This is a genomic window from Synechococcus sp. N19 (assembly GCF_900474045.1).
Lineage (GTDB): Bacteria > Cyanobacteriota > Cyanobacteriia > PCC-6307 > Cyanobiaceae > Parasynechococcus.
Genome location: NZ_UCNR01000018.1, coordinates 14444 through 33307, shown reverse-complemented (window position 1 = coordinate 33307; position 18864 = coordinate 14444). Strand labels below are relative to the sequence as shown.

General features: G+C 63.7%; 21 protein-coding genes. 12 read left to right on the top strand and 9 right to left on the bottom strand.

Features of this window, described 5'->3' with window-relative positions:
• Nucleotides 1-52: 52 nt before the first annotated feature.
• The gene (locus DXY02_RS11090) at nucleotides 53-2827 is read left to right on the top strand and encodes an RNA helicase (protein ID WP_114989412.1); all 2775 of its coding nucleotides are present in this window, start codon (nucleotides 53-55) and stop codon (nucleotides 2825-2827) included.
• Between the two features lie 2 nt (nucleotides 2828-2829).
• On the opposite strand, the gene DXY02_RS11085 is transcribed toward DXY02_RS11090, so the two are convergent.
• The 6 genes from DXY02_RS11085 to dusB form a co-directional block, all read right to left on the bottom strand.
• Entirely contained in the window at nucleotides 2830-4263 is a 1434-nt protein-coding gene (locus DXY02_RS11085) for a class II fumarate hydratase (RefSeq protein ID WP_114989411.1), read from the bottom strand.
• Nucleotides 4264-4300: 37 nt separating this feature from the next.
• Nucleotides 4301-5446 (bottom strand): dTDP-glucose 4,6-dehydratase, encoded by a 1146-nt coding sequence (gene rfbB / locus DXY02_RS11080; protein ID WP_114989410.1) that lies wholly within the window; start codon nucleotides 5444-5446, stop codon nucleotides 4301-4303.
• 58 nt (nucleotides 5447-5504) lie between these two features.
• On the bottom strand, nucleotides 5505-6389 hold the full coding sequence (rfbD, locus tag DXY02_RS11075) for a dTDP-4-dehydrorhamnose reductase (protein ID WP_114989409.1): 885 nt from the start codon (nucleotides 6387-6389) through the stop codon (nucleotides 5505-5507).
• A complete protein-coding gene (gene rfbC, locus DXY02_RS11070; protein ID WP_114989408.1) occupies nucleotides 6386-6976 on the bottom strand; it encodes a dTDP-4-dehydrorhamnose 3,5-epimerase in 591 nt (196 codons plus the stop codon). The genes rfbD and rfbC overlap by 4 nt, the downstream gene beginning before the upstream one ends.
• Nucleotides 6966-7904, bottom strand: a complete 939-nt coding sequence (gene rfbA / locus DXY02_RS11065) for a glucose-1-phosphate thymidylyltransferase RfbA (RefSeq protein WP_114989407.1) — start codon at nucleotides 7902-7904, stop codon at nucleotides 6966-6968. Before rfbA ends, rfbC begins: the two co-directional genes overlap by 11 nt.
• Before the next feature lie 122 nt (nucleotides 7905-8026).
• Nucleotides 8027-9031, bottom strand: a complete 1005-nt coding sequence (gene dusB, locus DXY02_RS11060; protein ID WP_114989406.1) for a tRNA dihydrouridine synthase DusB — start codon at nucleotides 9029-9031, stop codon at nucleotides 8027-8029.
• A 6-nt stretch (nucleotides 9032-9037) separates the two neighbouring features.
• Here dusB and DXY02_RS11055 point away from each other — a divergent pair, with 6 nt between their 5' ends.
• A complete protein-coding gene (locus tag DXY02_RS11055) occupies nucleotides 9038-9505 on the top strand; it encodes a DUF1823 family protein (protein WP_114989405.1) in 468 nt (155 codons plus the stop codon).
• 14 nt (nucleotides 9506-9519) lie between these two features.
• Here the strand turns inward: DXY02_RS11055 and DXY02_RS11050 are convergent, their stop codons facing one another.
• Nucleotides 9520-9903 (bottom strand): L,D-transpeptidase, encoded by a 384-nt coding sequence (locus DXY02_RS11050; protein ID WP_114989404.1) that lies wholly within the window; start codon nucleotides 9901-9903, stop codon nucleotides 9520-9522.
• Between the two features lie 130 nt (nucleotides 9904-10033).
• Between DXY02_RS11050 and der the strand changes: the two genes are divergently transcribed.
• From der to proC, 6 genes are all read left to right on the top strand, one after another.
• Nucleotides 10034-11401 (top strand): ribosome biogenesis GTPase Der, encoded by a 1368-nt coding sequence (gene der, locus DXY02_RS11045; protein WP_114989403.1) that lies wholly within the window; start codon nucleotides 10034-10036, stop codon nucleotides 11399-11401.
• A gap of 3 nt (nucleotides 11402-11404) precedes the next feature.
• Nucleotides 11405-12313, top strand: coding sequence for an energy-coupling factor transporter transmembrane protein EcfT (locus DXY02_RS11040; protein WP_114989402.1), 909 nt, complete (start codon nucleotides 11405-11407; stop codon nucleotides 12311-12313).
• Nucleotides 12314-12327: 14 nt separating this feature from the next.
• Nucleotides 12328-12594, top strand: a complete 267-nt coding sequence (locus DXY02_RS11035) for a PipX family protein (protein WP_025362464.1) — start codon at nucleotides 12328-12330, stop codon at nucleotides 12592-12594.
• A 4-nt stretch (nucleotides 12595-12598) separates the two neighbouring features.
• A complete protein-coding gene (locus DXY02_RS11030) occupies nucleotides 12599-13261 on the top strand; it encodes a YggS family pyridoxal phosphate-dependent enzyme (protein WP_114989401.1) in 663 nt (220 codons plus the stop codon).
• 75 nt (nucleotides 13262-13336) lie between these two features.
• A complete protein-coding gene (locus tag DXY02_RS11025; protein WP_114989400.1) occupies nucleotides 13337-13903 on the top strand; it encodes a cell division protein SepF in 567 nt (188 codons plus the stop codon).
• A 44-nt stretch (nucleotides 13904-13947) separates the two neighbouring features.
• Complete coding sequence (proC, locus tag DXY02_RS11020) at nucleotides 13948-14724, top strand: pyrroline-5-carboxylate reductase (protein ID WP_371640200.1); 777 nt, start codon at nucleotides 13948-13950, stop codon at nucleotides 14722-14724.
• On the opposite strand, the gene cobI is transcribed toward proC, so the two are convergent.
• Nucleotides 14721-15431 carry a precorrin-2 C(20)-methyltransferase gene (gene cobI / locus DXY02_RS11015; protein WP_114989398.1) on the bottom strand — a complete coding sequence of 237 codons (711 nt, stop codon included), beginning with the start codon at nucleotides 15429-15431 and terminating at the stop codon, nucleotides 14721-14723. The genes proC and cobI overlap by 4 nt on opposite strands.
• Before the next feature lie 68 nt (nucleotides 15432-15499).
• Between cobI and DXY02_RS11010 the strand changes: the two genes are divergently transcribed.
• The 4 genes from DXY02_RS11010 to DXY02_RS10995 all read left to right on the top strand — a co-directional run bounded on the left by DXY02_RS11010 (nucleotide 15500) and on the right by DXY02_RS10995 (nucleotide 17658).
• A complete protein-coding gene (locus DXY02_RS11010; RefSeq protein WP_114989397.1) occupies nucleotides 15500-16060 on the top strand; it encodes an acireductone dioxygenase in 561 nt (186 codons plus the stop codon).
• 21 nt (nucleotides 16061-16081) lie between these two features.
• Nucleotides 16082-16465: a hypothetical protein gene (locus DXY02_RS11005; protein WP_114989396.1), complete on the top strand. Its 384-nt coding sequence runs from the start codon at nucleotides 16082-16084 to the stop codon at nucleotides 16463-16465.
• A gap of 176 nt (nucleotides 16466-16641) precedes the next feature.
• Nucleotides 16642-16938, top strand: coding sequence for a hypothetical protein (locus DXY02_RS13220; protein WP_371640165.1), 297 nt, complete (start codon nucleotides 16642-16644; stop codon nucleotides 16936-16938).
• Nucleotides 16939-17139: 201 nt separating this feature from the next.
• Nucleotides 17140-17658 carry an isoprenylcysteine carboxylmethyltransferase family protein gene (locus DXY02_RS10995; RefSeq protein WP_114989395.1) on the top strand — a complete coding sequence of 173 codons (519 nt, stop codon included), beginning with the start codon at nucleotides 17140-17142 and terminating at the stop codon, nucleotides 17656-17658.
• Nucleotides 17659-17667: 9 nt separating this feature from the next.
• Here DXY02_RS10995 and DXY02_RS10990 read toward each other — a convergent pair whose 3' ends face one another.
• The gene (locus DXY02_RS10990; RefSeq protein WP_114989394.1) at nucleotides 17668-18837 is read right to left on the bottom strand and encodes a glycosyltransferase family 4 protein; all 1170 of its coding nucleotides are present in this window, start codon (nucleotides 18835-18837) and stop codon (nucleotides 17668-17670) included.
• Between the last annotated feature and the right edge of the window lie 27 nt (nucleotides 18838-18864).

Here is an 18864-nt window from a genome sequence, read left to right as displayed (position 1 = left end):
GCTTATTGCTTGTTTGAAAAGAGAGCTCAGCCAGGCTCCTTAAGATCATCCGATGAACCAATCGACACCGGCCACGCCCCGATCCGAGCCCGATGTCGATCGCAGTGCCCCACTGAATCCCTCAGAAATCTTTCCCTTCCCGCTGGATGATTTTCAGCTGGAGGCCATGGATGCCCTCAACCAGGGACATTCGGTCGTGGTCAGTGCCCCCACAGGATCCGGCAAAACCCTGATCGGTGAATACGCCATTCACCGTGCCCTTGCCCATGGCCAGAAGGTCTTCTACACCACACCTCTGAAGGCTCTCTCCAATCAGAAACTGCGCGATTTCCGCGATCAGTTCGGTGCGGAGAACGTGGGTTTGATGACCGGTGACCTCAGCGTGAATCGCGAGGCCTCCATCGTGGTGATGACCACGGAGATCTTCCGCAACATGCTCTACGCCGAGGCGGATGAGCATGACGATCCCCTGGCTGATGTGGAAGCGGTGGTGCTCGATGAGTGCCATTACATGAACGATTCCCAGCGCGGCACGGTCTGGGAGGAGTCGATCATTCACTGCCCACCCACGGTGCAGCTGGTGGCGCTCTCCGCGACCGTGGCCAATGCTGGGCAGCTGACCGACTGGATCGAGAAGGTGCATGGTCCGACCACGTTGGTGATGAGTGATCACCGGCCGGTGCCGCTGCAGTTCAGCTTCTGCAGTGCCAAGGGGTTGCATCCACTGCTCAACGAAGCCTGTACGGGTCTTCATCCCAACTGCAAGGTCTGGCGCGCGCCCAAGGGGCACAGGCGCAAAGGGCGTTCCCAGAGGCCGCCGCAACCCGAGCCACCACCGATCAGCTTTGTTGTGGCTCAGATGGCGGAGCGGCAGATGCTCCCGGCCATCTATTTCATCTTCAGCCGGCGCGGTTGTGACAAGGCGGTGCGTGATCTGGGGGTGCAGTGCCTGGTGACCCAGGAGGAGCAGGCGCGGATCAAGGAGCGCCTAACCGCCTACAGCCACGACAACCCCGAGGCCGTTCGGGATGGAATTCACGCTGATGCGCTGCTGCGGGGAATCGCTGCCCACCACGCCGGTGTTCTGCCCGCCTGGAAGGAGTTGATCGAAGAGCTCTTCCAGCAGGGGTTGGTGAAGGTGGTCTTTGCCACGGAGACCCTGGCGGCGGGTATCAACATGCCGGCCCGCAGCACGGTGATTGCGGCCCTCTCCAAGCGCACCGAGCGGGGGCATCGCCCGCTGATGGGCAGTGAGTTCCTCCAGATGGCCGGCCGAGCCGGCCGGCGGGGCCTCGACTCTCAGGGCTACGTCGTGACGGTGCAAAGCCGGTTCGAAGGTGTGCGTGAAGCAGGTCAGTTGGCGACAAGTCCCGCTGACCCCCTGGTAAGCCAGTTCACCCCCAGCTACGGCATGGTTCTCAATCTGTTGCAGCGCCATGATCTGGCCAAGGCCAGAGAGCTGGTGGAGCGCAGTTTTGGCCGCTACTTGGCGGGGCTTGACCTCGTGGAGGACGAGGAGAACCTGTCCCAGCTGCGGTTGCAACTCAGCCAGTTGGAGGGCGTCGCCGGCGATATTCCCTGGGAAGACTTTGAGGACTACGAAAAAATGCGTGGGCGGCTACGCGAAGAGCGGCGCTTGCTCCGCATCCTTCAGCAGCAGGCTGAGGAGACGCTGGCCAATGAGCTGACGATGGCCCTGCAGTTCGCCAGCACCGGCACCCTGGTCAGCCTGAAATCGCCGCAGCTGCGCGGGCGCGTCGCGCCCGCGGTGATCGTTGAGAAGGTGAAGGGGCCCGGTCAGTTCCCGCTGCTGCTCTGCCTGACCGATGAAAACGTCTGGATCCTCTTGCCCTGTCAGGCGGTGGTGAGCATCCATGCGGAGCTCAGTTGCCTGCAGGTGGATGGGCTGGATGTCCCGGAGCTGTCCCGCTCCGGTGAGTTGCGCCATGGCGATCAGGCCAGTGGTGGTTTGGCGTTAGCCGTGGCCCACATGGCCCGGCGCCACGACATGACCACCCCGCAATACGACCTGGCTGGGGAGGTGTTGACCCAGGCCCGGCTGGTGCGGGATCTCGAGCAGGAGCAGGAGCAGCATCCTGCCCATCGCTGGGGAGATCGCAAACAGCTGAAGAAGCACCGCCGTCGCATGGAAGATCTGGAGCTGGAGATCGCTGAACGGCAGCATCTGCTGCATCAGCGGGCCAACCGCCACTGGGAAACCTTCCTGGCCTTGATGGAGATCCTGCAGCACTTCGGATGTCTCGATGAGCTGGATCCCACGGAGATCGGCCGCACCGTTGCTGCCTTGCGGGGTGACAACGAACTCTGGCTCGGGCTGGCGCTGATGAGTGGCCATCTCGATGACCTCTCCCCCCCAGACTTGGCGGCGGTGTTCGAGGCGATCAGCACTGAGGTCAATCGCCCCGACCTGTGGAGTGGCTTCCCGCCACCTGCTGCAGCGGAGGAAGCCCTGCAAGATCTTTCGGGTCTGCGTCGCGAACTGCTGCGGGCGCAGGAACGCGCCGGTGTGGTGGTGCCGGCCTGGTGGGAACCCGAGCTCATGGGCCTTGTGGATGCCTGGGCGCGGGGAACCTCCTGGAGCGATCTGATCGCCAATACCTCCCTGGATGAGGGCGATGTGGTGCGCATCATGCGCCGCACCGTGGACCTTCTGGCCCAGGTGCCCTACTGCGAAGCCATCAGCGAGCAACTGCGCAGCCATGCCCGTCAGGCGCTGAAAGCGATCAACCGCTTTCCCGTGGCCGAAGCCGAGGATCTGGTGCCGGCCTCCGCTGCGCTCAACCCGGCAACGGAGCGGGCTGCCTGAGTTCAGGCCTCCGGAGCGGCCATGGCGCCGGGATTCACCTGCTGATCAAAATCGGCTTCGCTGATGTGGCCAAGCTCCAAGGCCGCCTGCTTCAGCGTCAGCCCCTGATGGTGGGCATGCTGAGCGATGGCACTGGCCTTCTCGTAACCGATGCTCGGGGTTAAGGCCGTGACCAGCATCAAGGAGCGATCCACGAACCGCTGAATCTGTTCCCGATCCGGCTCCAAGCCATCCACCAGGTTCTGGCGGAAGCTCGTCATGGCGTCCTTGAGCATGCGGATGGACTGCAGCAGGTTGAAGCCGATCAAGGGCTTGTAGACATTCATCTGCAGATGGCCGCCTGCGCCAGCGGCTGCCACGGCGCCATCGAGACCGATCACCTGGGTGCAGACCATTGCCATGGCTTCGCACTGGGTGGGATTGATTTTCCCCGGCATGATCGAGCTGCCGGGTTCGTTGGCAGGCAGCTGCAACTCCCCCAGACCCGCCCGGGGACCACACCCAAGCAGCCTTACGTCGTTGGCGATCCGGAGCAGGGCTACCGCCAGCAGGCGAAGTTGGCCCATCGCATGGACGAGGGCGTCATGGCCGGCCATCACCGCGAAGAGGTTGTCAGCAGGACGAACCTTGACGCCGGCGACCCGGCTCAGCTCTTCTGCAACGGCATGGCGGAAGCCCGGCGGCGTGTTCAACCCCGTGCCCACGGCGGTGCCTCCCAGGGGAAGATCGCCAAGGCTGACCAGACAGTCCTCCAGCCATGCCTGGGCTTGTTTGAGTTGATCCCGCCAGGCGCCCACTTCATCGCCCAACCGCAGGGGCACCGCATCCTGCAGATGGGTGCGGCCAATCTTGACGATGGGCATCCAGGCCTGAGCTTTGGCATCCAAGGCCCGCACCAGGGCATCGAGCGCCGGCAGCAGCCCGTCCTTCAGGTGCTTGGCCGCGGCGACGTGGATCGCTGCGGGAAACACATCATTGGTGGATTGCGACCGATTGACGTGGTCATTTGGGTGCACTGGGGTGTGGCTGCCGAGGGCGGTGCCTGAAGCCTGAGACGCCAGATTGCTGATCACCTCGTTGATGTTCATGTTGGTCTGGGTCCCGCTTCCGGTCTGCCAGACCCGCAGCGGGAACTGGTCGTTGTGCTGGCCAGCGGCAATGGCATCGGCCGCCGTGCAGATCAGCTCCACCTGTTGAGGGTTCAGAAGCGCATGCTCGCCGTTCACCGTGGCGCAGGAACGCTTGATCCAGGCCAGGGCCTGGATGATCTCGAGCGGGATCCGTTCGTCGCTGATGGCGAAGTTCTGAAGCGACCGCTGGGTCTGGGCTCCCCAGAGCGCTTCGGACATCACCTCAATGCCCCCCAGGCTGTCGGTTTCAATCCTGAACGGCTGCGTCATCGGGTCCACGGCGCGATCGAGCGTTGCATCGATCATCCGTGATCACTGTCTTTGGTCGGGGCGGCGATCCGCATCAACGGTCTGGTGTTGTCCCCTGAGCCTTCACCGTTTCAATGCCCAATCTTCTGCCGTCATATCCCGCCCGCTCGCGTACTTTGCTGCACCACTCCTGATGGGATAGGTACCAGTTCACAGTCTCCGCCAAGCCCTGTTCCACATTGTGGCGAGGGCTCCAGCCCAGCTCGGAACTGATGCGGCCCGGGTCAATCGCGTAACGGCGGTCGTGGCCAGGACGGTCGGTCACCGGGGTGATCAAGTTGGTGTGGGGAGCTGATACAGGGCGGCTCTGGTCCAACTGCTCGCAAATGGCTTGAACAACCTCTTTGTTGGTGCGCTCACCGTGGCCACCCACGCAGTAGCTCCGGCCGGATTCACCCTTGCAGGCGGCCAGAAGCAGGGCATCGACGTGGTCCTCCACGTACAACCAATCCCGCACATTCAACCCATCGCCGTAGAGGGGGATCGACTCACCTCCAGCGGCCTTCAAGGTGACCACGGGGATGAGTTTTTCCGGGAACTGCCAGGGGCCGTAGTTGTTTGAGCAGTTGGTGAGCACCACAGGAAGCCCAAAGGTGTGGTGCCAGGCCTGAACGAGGTGATCACTGGCCGCCTTGCTGGCGGAGTAGGGGCTACGGGGGTCGTAGGGCGTTGTTTCGGAGAAGCGCCCTTCGGCGCTCAGGGATCCAAAGACTTCGTCGGTGCTGATGTGGTGCATCCGGAAGGCATCCCGGCGTTCACCGCTCAAGCCCCCGTAATGGCTCCGCACCGCCTGCAGGAGGTTGAAGGTGCCGTTGACGTTGCTCTCGATGAAAACACCAGGGCCGGAGATGGATCGATCCACATGGCTTTCCGCTGCCAGGTGCATCACCAGATCAGGGTCGGCCTCCTGCACCGCAGCCTCGACGGCTGCTGCATCGGTCAGATCCACCTGCTGAAGCCTGTGCCGATCCTTTGCCGCTTCGCCCAGCTCGCTCAGCACCTCCTCAATCGAGGACAGGTCGCTGGCATAGCCCATCTTGTCGAGATTGAAGACGGTGACTGTGGTCTCCCGCAACAGCCTGCGCACGACGGCGCCGCCAATGAAGCCGGCACCTCCGGTGACCAGAACGCTGCGGCGATCTCCCAGCAGGTCGGAGGCGGAAGGCATGGACGAAACCATTGGTGAGAGCGGGTGGTGGGGCGTTGTTTGGGGTTGAAGTGTTGGACTCAGTCGCCCTTCATGGCGTTTTGGCTTGCTGTAACACGGTTTTCAGAGCTTGCTGCCAGTGCTCGCCGTTGAGGTCCAGGGCGGCTCGGGTGGCGGTGCAGTCAAGAAGGGAGTAGGCCGGCCGCTCCGCAGGTGTCGGGTAGTCCGCTGTGGTGATCGGTTGAACGGCTGCGGGTGTGTCGATGAGCCCCAAGTCAGCACCGATTTGGCCAACGGCCACCGCCACGTCGTACCAGCTGGCGGCGCCGGCATCACTCCAGTGCATAACCGCTGGCAAGTCGCGGTCACCAGCGCTCTGAAGGGTTTGCCAGCAGGCTTGAGCGAGGTTGAGGGTGCTGGTGGGACAGCCCACTTGATCGGCGACAACACTCAGTTGATCCCGTTCCCGGTGGATGCGGAGCATGGTGAGCGCGAAGTTTTTGCCCACGGGCCCGATCACCCAGCTGGTGCGCAGGATCAGGCCCCGGCCTCCTGCTCCAAAAATCGATTGGACCGCGGCTTCTCCAGCAGCTTTGCTGGCGCCGTAAACACCGAGAGGGTCGCGGGCCTGCCCGGGTTGATACGGCGTTCCCTGGGTTCCGTTGAAGACGAAGTCGGTGCTGATCTGGAGCAGGCGTCCCCCTTGTTGATCAAGAGCACGGGCGAAGGCCTCCGGTGCCCCGGCATTCACGGCGTGGGCCAGCTCGGGCTCCGACTCGGCCTTGTCCACCGCCGTGTAAGCACCGGCGTTGAGCACCCAGTCGGGTTGGTGCTGTTCCACGGCGCTGCGGCAAGCTTCAGGGTCCGCTAGGTCAAGCTGCTGACGGCTGGTGGCCACCAGCTCGATTCCCGCAGGGGCGGAAGCGATCAGAGCCTGGCCCAGCTGACCGCCAGCTCCGGTGAGCAGCACCTTCATGGGAAAACGTCTCCAGCCACCGCAGCGGCTTTGAACCCTGCTGCTTCGGCATCTTTGCCCGAGAGGCTCACCTCGATCCCTTGCAGCCGCTCGATCGGCCAGGCAATGGCCAGATCTGGATCGTTCCAGACAATGGCCCGCTCACAAGACTTGTTCCAGAACCCTCGCGCCTTGTATTGCACCTCAGCAACATCGCTGAGGGTGAGAAAGCCGTGGGCGAAGCCCTCAGGAATCCAAAGCTGGCTTTTGTTCTCGGCACTCAGTTCAGCGCCGACCCAGGCGCCAAAGGTTGGTGAGTTGCGTCGGATGTCGACGGCGACGTCGTAAATCGCCCCAACCGTTACACGCACCAGCTTGGCCTGGGGTTCCGGCTTGAGCTGGTAATGCAGTCCCCGCAGCACGCCTTGGATTGAGCGGGAGTGGTTGTCTTGCGAGAACAGCACCGATTCGCCGACGCCTTCATCGAACTTGCGTTGGTTCCAGCTTTCGTAAAACCAGCCACGGTCATCGCCGAAGGCCTGGGGCGTGATCAGCAGGGGACCCTGCATCACCTCGCCGTACTTGGTCTTGAGTTGTTCAAGCTGCATGGCGCATCTTCAGGCTGGATTGCAGAGCCGCGTGATCGCTCACGCTCTCCTCGAGCATTTGCAGGAGATAGGAGCCGTAGCCACTCTTCTTGAGGGGCTCCGCCAGCTGATTCAGCTGTTCTGCTGTGATCCAGCCCTGGCGCCAGGCCACCTCCTCGGGGCAGCCCACCTTTAGCCCCTGGCGATGTTCGAGCGTGCGGATGTAGCTGCCGGCATCGTTGAGGGAATCGCAGGTGCCGGTGTCGAGCCAGGCCATGCCGCGACCCATCAATTCCACCCTCAGCAGCCCTTCACTTAGGTACAGCTGGTTGAGATCGGTGATCTCCAGCTCGCCACGTGCTGAAGGCTTCACCTGGCGGGCCCGTTCCACGACGCTGTCGTCGTAGAAGTACAACCCAGTGACGGCGTAGCGGCTCTTGGGCTTCTGAGGTTTTTCCTCCAGGCTGAGCACGCGGCCATCGGCATCGAATTCGGCCACGCCATAACGCTCGGGATCACTGACGGGGTAGGCAAACACCGTCGCCCCATGGGCTTGAGCGTTGCTGTTCACCAGCTGGGGGACCAGATCGTGCCCATGGAAGAGGTTGTCTCCCAGCACCAGCGCTGCGGGGTGGCCCGCCAGGAAGTCGGCACCAATCAGAAATGCTTGGGCCAAACCGTCCGGGCTCGGTTGCACGGCGTACTCGATCGTCATTCCCCAGCGGCGGCCGTCGCCGAGCAAGCGCTGGAATGCCTCCCTGTCGTGGGGGGTGGTGATGATCAGCACCTCGCGGATCCCGGCCAGCATCAGAGTGCTGAGCGGGTAATAAATCATGGGCTTGTCGTAAACCGGCAGCAGCTGTTTGCTGACGGCCTGGGTGATCGGATGCAGCCGCGTTCCACTTCCGCCAGCCAGGATGATTCCCCGTCGCTTGTATGCGGTGCTCATCGGCTGGCTCACCGGCGTGAAGTCGGCGCTATTTCAGCACGAGAACCCTTGCGATCACTCCATTTGAGGCGATGGCAAAGCCGTTGCAACAGATCCTTCCTCTGTGGGGTTGTCTGTCGCTGTCATGCGGCGGACGCGGCCAGGGCGTCGATCTGCTGCGTCAGCAGCTCCCTGGCCTGGGCGGGCGTGGGGGCTCGCATGAGGGCATGCCGCAGTCGCGAGGCACCGGGGAAGCCCGTGCAGGTCCAGCCCATGTGTTTGCGGGCGATCAGCAGACCATGGTCGCCGCGATCCTCCACCAGACCGTTCAGTTGATCGCGGGCCAGTGCAAGCCGTGCTGACGGGTTGGGAGTGGCGGGGATCGCACGACCGGCCAGGGCGGCGTCGATCTGGCCAACTAGCCATGGGGCTCCCATCGTGCCTCGGCCCACCATCACTCCCGCTGCGCCGGTTTGCTTCAGGCAGCGCAGGGCATCGTCGGGGCTGTTGATGTCGCCATTCGCGATCAGGGGGATCGTGAGGGCTTCTCTTACTTCGGTAATCGCGCTCCAGTCCGCAGCGCCCTTGAAGCCCTGTTCGCGGGTGCGTCCATGCAGGGTGAGCATTTGTGCACCGGCTTGTTCCAGCTGCTGGCACCACTGCACGGGATCGGCATCACTGCCACACCACCCCAGGCGTGTCTTCACCGTGACGGGCACGGCCACGGCCTCTGCCACCGCTTCCACGATCTTGATGGCCAGCTCGGGATCACGGATCAAGCCGGACCCACCCCCCTTGCGGGCGATCTTGCGCACAGGGCAACCCATGTTGATGTCGATCAGAAAGGCACCACTGGCTTCAGCCCGTCGTGCCGCATCAGCCATGGCCTGGGGGCGATGGTCGAACAGTTGCACGCCGATGGGCCCGGATTCCTCGGCGAGCGACTCCACCTTGCAGAGCCCATGCCCCATCTCGAGGCTGGTGGCATTCACCATTTCGGTGAACAGCAGTGCGTCGGGCGCCCAGCGCCGCACCAGACCGCGAAAGATCCGATCGCTCACCCCTGCCAGCGGCGACTGCAACACGCGGCAGCGCAGCTGACGCGCGGTTCCATTGCCGGGAAGCTGCAGAGGGGATGAAGCAATCATGGGTCCATGCTGCACAACGCAACCGACATGCCCTGGCCGCTCAGTCGTTCGTTGCTGGAGCAGATCCTCGAGGACCGCTGCAGCGATCGCTTTGTCTGCGAAAGGATCTGGGAACGTCTGGGCTATCAGCCTGCTGAACCGCAGTGGTGCGCCGGTCCCGACACACCCTCTGGATGGGCCGACGCCTTCCCTGAGGCTCCCGAGCTGATCGCGGAGCGTCCGGCGTCGGTTCGTTTGACCCGCTCGGTTCCCAAGGAACACAAACAGCTGCTCAAACAACAGCTCAATTTCGCGGGGTACCGCATCGGTGAGTTGTACCCCCGCCGCACCCGACGGGCCACAGCCGTGAACTGGCTGTTGGCCTGGCTGGCCCAGCGGGGCGAGCCCCTGCCGGAGCAGGGGCCCCTGGGCCCTGAGCTTCCCCCTCCTGCCGATCCGGTGCATGGGCACCCCGGCGATCTGCCGGTGAAGTGATCCGGTGGCCTAACTCAGGCCTGAATCGTGATGGGTGTGCCTTTCGGGGTGTTGTGGAACAGCCAACGGGCGTGGTTCAGCGGCATGCGCACACAGCCATGGCTGCGGGGCACGCCGAAGGGTTTCCCGGCGTTCTCCTGCAAGGGAGCAGCGTGGAGGCAGATGGCCTCGTTCGGGCTCACACACATCGTGAACGGCACCCCGGGAACGGTGTAAGTGCGTCCATACATCGTGGTGGATCGGTACTTTGTATAAACCTTGCTGTTGAAGATCGGCGTCGGTGTTGAGGCCTTGCCGGTGCTGACCGGAATCACGCGAACCACCTCCTGATCGCTGTTGTAGACAGTCAGGCGTTGGTCGGAGAGTTCGACCACAAGGCTGGCGACGAGCTCGAGCATGGCGAGGGAACAACTGAACTCGCCCTAGCTGCTTCGGAGCAAGACTCATTAGTCTCGCTCCGAAGGAATTTCGGTTCTCCAGGGGCTTTATGGCGTCTCTGTAGGGTGAAAGATTGGCCTGAGCAGACCCTTGGCGCGTCCTGTCGTCGCAATTATCGGACGCCCCAATGTCGGTAAGTCGACCTTGGTGAATCGGCTGTGCCGCAGCCGGGAAGCCATCGTTCACGATCAGCCTGGCGTGACGCGTGATCGCACCTACCAGGACGGCTACTGGGGCGATCGGGAGTTCAAGGTCGTCGACACCGGTGGACTGGTGTTCGACGATGACAGCGAGTTCCTGCCGGAGATCCGGGAGCAGGCGGCTCTGGCGCTTGAGGAAGCCAGTGTGGCTCTGGTGATCGTGGACGGTCAGCAGGGGCTTACGGCCGCTGACGAGTCCATCGCAGAATTTCTACGCAGTCACCGCTGTCCCACGCTGTTGGCGGTGAACAAGTGCGAGTCGCCGGAACAGGGCCTGGCGATGGCCGGAGAATTCTGGGGCCTTGGCCTGGGTGAACCCCATCCGATCTCGGCCATCCACGGCGCCGGCACCGGAGAACTGCTGGATCAGGTGCTCACCTTTTTTCCCCCGAAGGATCAGGAGGGTGACGAGGACGAGCCGATTCAGATGGCCATCATCGGACGGCCGAATGTTGGGAAATCCAGTCTGCTGAATGCCATCTGCGGAGAGCAGCGGGCGATTGTCAGCCCGATCCGCGGCACCACCCGTGACACGATTGACACCAGCATCATTCGTGAGAATCGTCCCTGGCGCCTGGTGGACACAGCGGGCATCCGCCGGCGGCGCAGTGTCAACTACGGCCCGGAATTCTTCGGCATCAACAGAAGTTTCAAGGCCATTGAACGCAGTGATGTGTGTGTTCTGGTGATCGATGCCCTCGATGGGGTGACCGAGCAGGATCAGCGCCTGGCGGGTCGCATTGAAGAGGACGGCCGTGCCTGCGTGGTGGTGGTTAATAAGTGGGACGCGGTGGAAAAAGACAGCCACACCATGACGGCGATGGAAAAGGAGCTGCGCTCCAAGCTCTATTTCCTCGATTGGGCTCCGATGCTGTTCACCTCGGCGCTCACCGGCCAGCGGGTGGAGAGCATCTTTGCCTTGGCCGCCCTGGCGGTTGAGCAGCACCGTCGCCGCGTCAGTACCTCCGTTGTGAACGAGGTGCTCAAGGAAGCGCTGAGCTGGCGCAGTCCCCCCACCACCCGCGGTGGACGCCAAGGAAAGCTGTATTACGGCACCCAGGTGGCCAGCCGCCCTCCCAGCTTCACCCTGTTCGTCAACGACCCCAAGTTGTTCGGAGAGACCTACCGGCGCTATGTGGAGCGTCAGATCCGTGAGGGCCTCGGTTTCGATGGCAGCCCGCTGCGTCTGTTCTGGCGCGGCAAGCAACAGCGTGATGCCGAACGCGACCTGGCCCGTCAGCAGAGTCGTAAAGGCTGAGCCATGGACTGGTTGCGCCAGGTCCCGATGGGTCAATACGTCGATGGGTCCACGGGTTGGCTCCGGCGCTTGGACCCTCGGCTGAAGCTGGCCTGGTCTCTTGTCTTTCTGCTCACGCCTGTTCTGGCGGGGCCCCTCTGGCGCGTTGGCCTGGTGGTGGTTCTGGTGCTGATCACCCTCGGCAGTGGACTGGCTCGCTCGCTGTGGTGGAGGTCTGTGCTGCTGCTGACGGCCTTGGCCGTTGTGGTGGGCCTCCTGTCGATGTTCTTGCCGGCTGTGGATCCCCCTGCGGCCTTCCCGCTGCGCAATCCGGCCGAGCTTCCGGGGCTCGAGACGGAAGGCCCCTCCTGGGATCTTTTGCGCCTCGGCCCCCTGCAGTTGGGCGGTCTCCAGCTGGGGCCGCTGGTGGTGGATCGGGCCTCGGCGCTGCTGGGGCTGCGAACGTCCACCTTGATCTTCACCGTGATTCACAGCGTCAACCTGATGCTGATCACGACCCCGCCTGAGGATCTTGTCTGGGCCCTCAGCTGGTGCCTGGCTCCCTTGAAGTGGCTGGGATGTCCTGTGGAGCGGCTGGGGTTTCAATTGCTGCTGGCACTTCGTTTTCTGCCTCTTGTGCAGGAGGAGCTTCAGAATCTGCTGCGCTCTCTCGCCAGCCGTGCTGTCAACCTGCGCCAGCTGGGCTTCAAGGCCGGTTTCGGCCTGGTGCTGGCCGTCGGAGAGCGGCTGCTGGCCAACATCCTTCTCAGGGCTGAGCAGGGGGCCGATGCCCTGGTCGCCCGTGGGGGGCGAATTCTCGGTCCGTCGTACTTCCGCATGCCGCCTGATCGGGCTGCTCCCCTGCTGAATGGCCTGGCGACGGTCGTTCTTGTCTTGGTGATTGGGCTCCGTGGTCAGTACGGTGCTCTATGAGCTCCGATCACGGCATGGCGTCCGAGCGATATCTGAATCACCCCACCTTCGGGATGCTCTATCGGGTGGCTCCGGCAGGTGAGGGCCGTGACGTCTACGCCACGTTGTATGCCCAGCGCATGTTCTTCCTGGTCACCCTGCAGCCCCGTGGCGCCCAGTTCGAAGTGATTCCCTACGGGGATGCGCGTCACCACGCTGAGGTGCATCTGGGCCGTTGCCGTCGTGATGGATCGGACGACCTCGAGTCCTGGAGTCAGCTGTTCGATCAAACGTTCATCTGAACCCTTGACCGATTCCTTCGCGGCGCGTTGGCAGGTGCTCCAGGCAGCCCGCCCCACTTCATCCAGGCTGCTGGCCGTCAGCAAAGGGCATCCAGCCGCGTCCGTGCGTTCCGTGGCGGAGCTTGGTCAGTGTGATTTCGGGGAAAGCCGTGTTCAGGAGGCTCTGCCGAAGCAGGAGGAGCTGATCGATCTGAACTTGCGCTGGCATTTCATTGGTCGCCTGCAAAGCAACAAGGTGCGGCCGGTGGTGAAGGCCTTCGACGTCATTCACTCGGTGGATTCTCTGGCGCTGGCCGAACGGGTGTCGCGCATCGCCGTTGAGGAGGGCCGTCAGCCTGAAGTGCTGCTGCAGGTGAAACTGCGGCCCGATCCCAGCAAAGGGGGCTTGTCGGCCGATGAACTCGGTGCCATTTGGTCTGATCTGCAGGCTCTGCCGGGGTTGCGGATCTCGGGTCTGATGACCATGGCGCCTCTCGAGATGGCTGCAGATCAGCGCAAGGCGTTGTTTTCCGACTGCCGTGCCCTGGCGGATCGGCTGGCCTTGGCGGAGTGCTCGATGGGGATGAGCACGGACTGGAAAGAGGCTGCTGAAGCGGGCAGCACCTGGCTCAGGATCGGTTCGGCTCTGTTCGGTCCGAGATTGGTGTCAACAGACGCTGCGAATTGACTTGCCCCGCCGCAGCGAAAACGGTATCCAGGGACATGGTTTTCGAACCACATTCAGACCGAGAGGAATCCCAAGGTGTCGCTGATCTCCCGTCTCCGTGCCGTCGTCGCTGGCGATGACTATCTCGATGGCGAATTGGATGATTTCGCCTACGACGACGAGCAAGATGACCAGGACCAGCGCGCCCTGCAGGCTGACGGTGGTGCACTGGCCACCATTGGAGACTCCAACCCGTTTGACCTGGGTGGTGATCTGCCTGGATCCAACGTGATCGGCATGCCCGGCATCAGCAATGCTGTGTCCGAGGTGAATGTGATGGAACCCCGCAGCTTCGATGAAATGCCTCGGGCCATTCAGGCGCTGCGGGAGCGCAAGACGGTGATCCTCAACCTAACGATGATGGAGCCCGACCAGGCCCAGCGTGCTGTTGATTTCGTTGCTGGTGGCACCTTCGCGATCGATGGACACCAGGAGCGCGTCGGCGAGAGCATCTTCCTGTTCGCCCCCAGCTGCGTCACCGTGACCAACACCGGTCAAGACGAAGCCTCGGCTCCAACGGTGGTGAGCCGTGAGGCCGATGTGGCGGATGTCGACGAATCCGCCAGCGCACCTTCGCCCGCCTGGGGGGCAGCCGCTCTCTGAAGCCCGCAGTGCAGCCCGCTTTCGGTGTGATCGGCCTGGGTCGCATGGCTCAGGCCCTTGTGGTTCCTCTCCTCGAGCGTGGACGGATTCCGGCCGACCAGCTGTTGGCGGTGGTCGGAGGATCCGGCTCCCTTGAGCAACGACGTGGGGGCCTTCCGGCTGGCATCGGTTTGGTTGCGGCTGATGACCCTTCCGCTCAGCAGGTCTGGACGGCTCCGATCCAGCTGCTTGCGGTGAAGCCGCAGCAACTCGATGCCGTTGCAGCAGCTTCAGGACCTGTTGTGGGTCAACCGCTGCTGATTTCTGTGTTGGCGGGGGTGTCTCTGGCGCGGTTGCAGCATTTGTTTCCCGGTCATCGCTGTGTGCGGGCGGTGCCCAACACCCCTGCGCTGGTGGGAGCTGGTTTGACAGCTCTGGCCTGGGGGGAGGGGATCGACCAAGGGCAACGCGATCAGGTGCGGCAGCTGTTCGCCGATGTGGGCGAAGTTCTGGAGTTGGCGGAAGCCAAGCTCGATGCGTTCCTTGCCCTCACCTCATCGGGCCCTGCCTTTGTGGCCTTGGTGGCGGAAGCCATGGCTGATGGGGCTGTTGCTGCCGGTCTTCCGAGGGACCTGGCCCTGCGGCTGAGCCACCGCACCCTGGCTGGAACGGCTGAGCTGCTGGACCGTCGCAATCTGCACCCTGCCCAGCTCAAGGACATGGTCACCTCTCCGGGGGGCACCACCATCGCTGGCGTTCGCGCGCTCGAACGCATCGGCCTTCGCTCCGCATTGATCGAAGCAGTGGTCGCTGCTGCGGAACGCAGCCGAGAGCTGGCCTAGGGCAACACCTCCGGCCAACCCTGCCGGATCAGCAGCAGCGAGAAGTAGGGGCGAGGTTCGGCCGCAACGGCATCCGCGCAACAGATCTGCTGGTCGGGCCAGCCGACCCGCTCGGCAAACAGTGCTTGTTGCAGCAGGCCTCGCTGCTTCAGCAGGGGTTGCACCCAACTCCAGCGCCGACCCAGCTTCAGCAGGGCCAGAACTTGCCCCGTTGCCGCGGCGGTATCCAGCACCCGCTCCAGCTCCTCGGGTGTGTCGGGGCAAGGGCGCAACAGCAGTTGGTCCTGCTGAAGAGCGAGGGGCCAGAGGCCCGCAGCCGCGGCTGCCGAGCAGGAGGTGATGCCGGGAATCACGCTGATGGGACAGTCGGGCCACGCCTGACGCAGGGCCAGCAGCACGTAGCTGCAACTCGCAAACAGCGAGGCATCTCCCTCACACAGCAGTGCCACCTGCTGGCCGGAACGGATGGCCTGCTGCAGCTCCTGCGCCGCCGCTCCCCAGGCGGTGCGACGCGGTTCGGCGGCCTCCACCATCGGGAACAACAAGGGCAGACGCTGATGGTCGCTGCGGATCCAGGCCGCGGCGATTTTGGCGGCCATGCTGTCGGCCCCCGGTCGTCCGACCGGGTAGGCCACCACCTCCGCTTGGCGGATAGCTTCAACGGCGGCCAGGGTGAGCAGGCAAGGATCGCCGGGGCCGACCCCCACCAGTGTGAGACCCCCAGTCGTGGCGGGATCGATGATGGTCAGCAGTCGATGCGCCCGGGGTCCAGACGATGAGTCGTCTCAGCATCTTTCCAGACGAAAGCTCAGCCCATGCTGCGAATGGGCCCATGCCTGCGCTGGAGAGCAATGATCCAGCCGTCATTCAGTCGGAGCTCAGCCGCCGGGGCATCGGCTTTGAGCAATGGCCGGCGGAGCAGGGTCTGCCGGAGGGGGCCGACCAGGCCACCATCCTCCAGGCCTATGCCGATGCCATTGCCCGGGTTCAACGCGATGGCGGTTACGCCACGGTCGACGCGATTCGGATGACGCCGGATCACCCCGATCGCGAGCCCCTGCGCCGCAAGTTTCTTGAGGAGCACACCCATGCCGAAGACGAAGTCCGCTTTTTTGTGGAAGGGTGCGGCTTGTTTGTGCTGCACATCGGTTCCGAAGTGCTCAGCGTGCTGTGCGAACGGGGCGACCTGATGCGGGTCCCTGCCGGGACCCGTCATTGGTTTGACATGGGCTCTCAGCCTCAGTTCTGTGCTGTGCGTTGGTTCAACAACCCCGAGGGATGGGTGGCGCAGTACACCGGCAGCAGCATCGCCCAGCGATTTCCCAGGCTTGACTGAGGGGGCGTTCCAGACACGTTGATGCGTCTCCACCGCTTCCTTGCTGCGCTGTTGCTGGGTCTGCCTATGGCAACACCCATCCCTGTTGCTGCCGAGGATGCTCCTTTGGCACCCGAGGTTCAGCGCCGGGTTGCCGTGGTGGTGCTAGCCCGCCGCATTCGCGGCTATGCCGCCATGGCCAAGGCCAGCAGCGACTGTCAGGTGGAGAAGGGGCGTCTGCCGCGCCGCCAGGCCAGCCAAGCCCTGGCGATTTCGCTCGAGGAGTTGGGCATCAGCCGGCGCGTGCTGACCAATCCCCTGGTGGTCGCCGTCAGCCCACGCCTGCAGCGCCTGCTGGATGACAGCTGCGCCCTGGATCCAACCAAGGAGGCTGAAGCGTTGCGGTTGGCCGAAAACGAGCTCTGAATCTTTTCTCGAGCTGGGTCTCAGAAGGGGGCAGTGAGAGTGCTGGCTTTTATTTCCTCAGCGAATAAAAACCGCCCATAGGGTTCCGCCCTGTTTGCCTGGCTCCTGTGGTCGTTCGGTCGTGTCTCGCGTTGAAGCTGCTGGCGCTGTTGGTCGTGCCCTGTTCTGCCGCTGAGATGGATCTGGCCTCTGCCTCCAGGCTCCCCACCACGTCGCCATCCATCTCCACCGCCGCCAACGAGTCGGTCTTGGTGCTGAACCGCACCACGCGATCGCTCCCGCGCACGGGCGATCCCATCTGGAGTCTGCGTTTGGAAACCCCAGGTCAGCCCGTGCAGCAATTCGATGCCGTCAGCGGTCGGGCCCACCGTCAGAACGCCGATCGCCATCGCTCCGGCACCCGCGCGCCGCTCGCCGCCGGTCGCTACGTCCTTGGGCCGGTGGAGCCCCTGGGTCCCGCTGATTCACGTTAGCTCGGGCCGATCTGGATTGGGATTGAACCGCAGTTCCCCACAGGGCGAGGCCATCTGGGCATTCATCTCGACCCCAGTGCCAACCGCAACGCCAACAGCGGCACGCTCGGCTGTGTGGGCTTGATTCGCTGGGACGACATGCAGACCCTGGCGGGTCTGGTGCAGCGCCGTAACGTCCGAACATTGGTGGTGAGCGAGTGAATGTTCTCCGATTGGGGCTTCAGTTGGGGCGGCTGGTGGGACAACCGCCGGGGTGAGTGGTGGCTGCTGGCCCAGCTGCTGCTTATCACGGCCCATCTGCTGCCGGTCTGGCCAGCTCCCGCCAGCTTCGGTGTGGCGATTTGGCCCAAACCCCTGTTCGGGCTGGGCCTGCTGCTGTTGGCTTTTGGTCTGTTTCGGGCCCTTGAGGCGTTTCGCTGTCTTGGGGCCAGCCTTTCGCCGCTGCCAGCGCCCAAGCCGGCGAATCAGTTGATCGCCACAGGTTCCTACGCCATCTGCCGGCATCCCTTGTACCGGGCGGTGTTGCTGTGTTCCGCAGGAGTGGTGCTGGCCACAGGCAGCCCGCTGCATCTGTTGCTGTTGGTCAGCCTGGCGGCTGTGCTGCGGGGTAAAGCCCGCTTCGAGGAGCAGGGGTTGCGGGCGCTGCATCCGGATTACAGCCAATACGCCGCAGTCACCCCAGCGATTGTGGGCTGGGTTCCTGGCTTGGACTGGCGCTGATGGCCTGGCTCAGGCGGCGACCGTGTTGGTCTGCATCAGGTCGGCATAGAGCTGTTCGAGGGCATCGATGTTGCTGGAAATCGTGTAACGCTCCAAGGCGCGGAGGCGGGCTTTGCGGCCCAGTTCCGCGGTCAGCACCGGCTGGTCCCTGAGCACCGGCAGCAGTGTGCGCAACTGGGTGGTGACGCCCTGGGTGCTCAGCACGATTCCCGCCCCTTGCTCCAGCACCTCGCCATCGGCACCGGCATCGGTGGCCACGCAGGCTGTTCCGCTGGCCATCGCCTCCAGCAAGGCCAGCGACAGGCCCTCCACAAGGCTCGGCAGGATGAAGACCTCAGCGCACTGGAGCAGAGCAACCCGGGTGTCCAGGTCTGGCTCGTGGCCCCACCAGAGGATCCGATCGTCGTTGAACTGGTTCATCAGGCTGTTGCGCAGCGGCCCGTCGCCGACGATCACCAACCGGCAGCCCTCCGGTGAAACCAGCCGCCAGGCCCGCAGCAGGGCTTCAACGTTCTTCTCCGTTGCAAGGCGTCCCATGTAGAGGAAAATCCGTTCTCGGCCCAGCCGTTGCCGCACCTGCTGATGCATCAGCGAAAGGGTGCCGGGGCTGGTGGGGCACCAGCGGTCGGTGTCCACACCATTGGGAATCACCGTCAGTCGATCGGCGGGAACGCCCAGGCGCTCGAGAAAGTCCGCCTGAAGCTGTGAAAACACGATCACCCGGTCGTAGCGGGCCAGGGCCGGTGCATACAGCTGGTACGTGAGCTGTTGGGTGCCCGCCGTCAGGTTGCGCAGGCCTGCATCGAAGGGGGGATGAAAGGTGGCCACCAGGGGCACGCCCAGCTGCTGACACAGCTCCGGCAGGCGGAAATCCAGAGGCGAAAGGGTGAGGCTGGCGTGCACGAGATCGGGCTGCAGCCGCTCCAGGGATTCCCTCAGCTCCCGCTGCGCCCCGGGTGAAGGGATCGTGTAGACCTGCGATTTGACCAGATAAGGCAGGCTGACGTCCGGGTCGTTGGCCAGCAGCGATGTGTCGTCGCGCTCCGGGCTGCGCGGGTTATCGAAATGGATGAAGTGCACCTGATGCCCGCGTTTGCGCAGGGCCTCCGTGGTGCTGATCCCGTAGGACACATTCCCGCAGAAGGGAGACTTCTTGCCGAGCCACGCAATCTGCGCCAAGCGGGTTGGGCCTCCTCAGGCGAGAAC

Bases quoted from the DNA above. Each gene is read 5' to 3' on its own strand.
- DXY02_RS11090 (WP_114989412.1), top strand. From the start codon at position 53: ATGAACCAATCGACACCGGCCACGCCCCGATCCGAGCCCGATGTCGAT.
- DXY02_RS11085 (WP_114989411.1), bottom strand. From the start codon at position 4,263: ATGATCGATGCAACGCTCGATCGCGCCGTGGACCCGATGACGCAGCCG.
- rfbB (WP_114989410.1), bottom strand. From the start codon at position 5,446: ATGGTTTCGTCCATGCCTTCCGCCTCCGACCTGCTGGGAGATCGCCGC.
- rfbD (WP_114989409.1), bottom strand. From the start codon at position 6,389: ATGAAGGTGCTGCTCACCGGAGCTGGCGGTCAGCTGGGCCAGGCTCTG.
- rfbC (WP_114989408.1), bottom strand. From the start codon at position 6,976: ATGCAGCTTGAACAACTCAAGACCAAGTACGGCGAGGTGATGCAGGGT.
- rfbA (WP_114989407.1), bottom strand. From the start codon at position 7,904: ATGAGCACCGCATACAAGCGACGGGGAATCATCCTGGCTGGCGGAAGT.
- dusB (WP_114989406.1), bottom strand. From the start codon at position 9,031: ATGATTGCTTCATCCCCTCTGCAGCTTCCCGGCAATGGAACCGCGCGT.
- DXY02_RS11055 (WP_114989405.1), top strand. From the start codon at position 9,038: ATGCTGCACAACGCAACCGACATGCCCTGGCCGCTCAGTCGTTCGTTG.
- DXY02_RS11050 (WP_114989404.1), bottom strand. From the start codon at position 9,903: ATGCTCGAGCTCGTCGCCAGCCTTGTGGTCGAACTCTCCGACCAACGC.
- DXY02_RS11040 (WP_114989402.1), top strand. From the start codon at position 11,405: ATGGACTGGTTGCGCCAGGTCCCGATGGGTCAATACGTCGATGGGTCC.
- DXY02_RS11035 (WP_025362464.1), top strand. From the start codon at position 12,328: ATGGCGTCCGAGCGATATCTGAATCACCCCACCTTCGGGATGCTCTAT.
- proC (WP_371640200.1), top strand. From the start codon at position 13,948: ATGGCTCAGGCCCTTGTGGTTCCTCTCCTCGAGCGTGGACGGATTCCG.
- DXY02_RS11010 (WP_114989397.1), top strand. From the start codon at position 15,500: ATGAGTCGTCTCAGCATCTTTCCAGACGAAAGCTCAGCCCATGCTGCG.
- DXY02_RS11005 (WP_114989396.1), top strand. From the start codon at position 16,082: ATGCGTCTCCACCGCTTCCTTGCTGCGCTGTTGCTGGGTCTGCCTATG.
- DXY02_RS13220 (WP_371640165.1), top strand. From the start codon at position 16,642: ATGGATCTGGCCTCTGCCTCCAGGCTCCCCACCACGTCGCCATCCATC.
- DXY02_RS10995 (WP_114989395.1), top strand. From the start codon at position 17,140: ATGTTCTCCGATTGGGGCTTCAGTTGGGGCGGCTGGTGGGACAACCGC.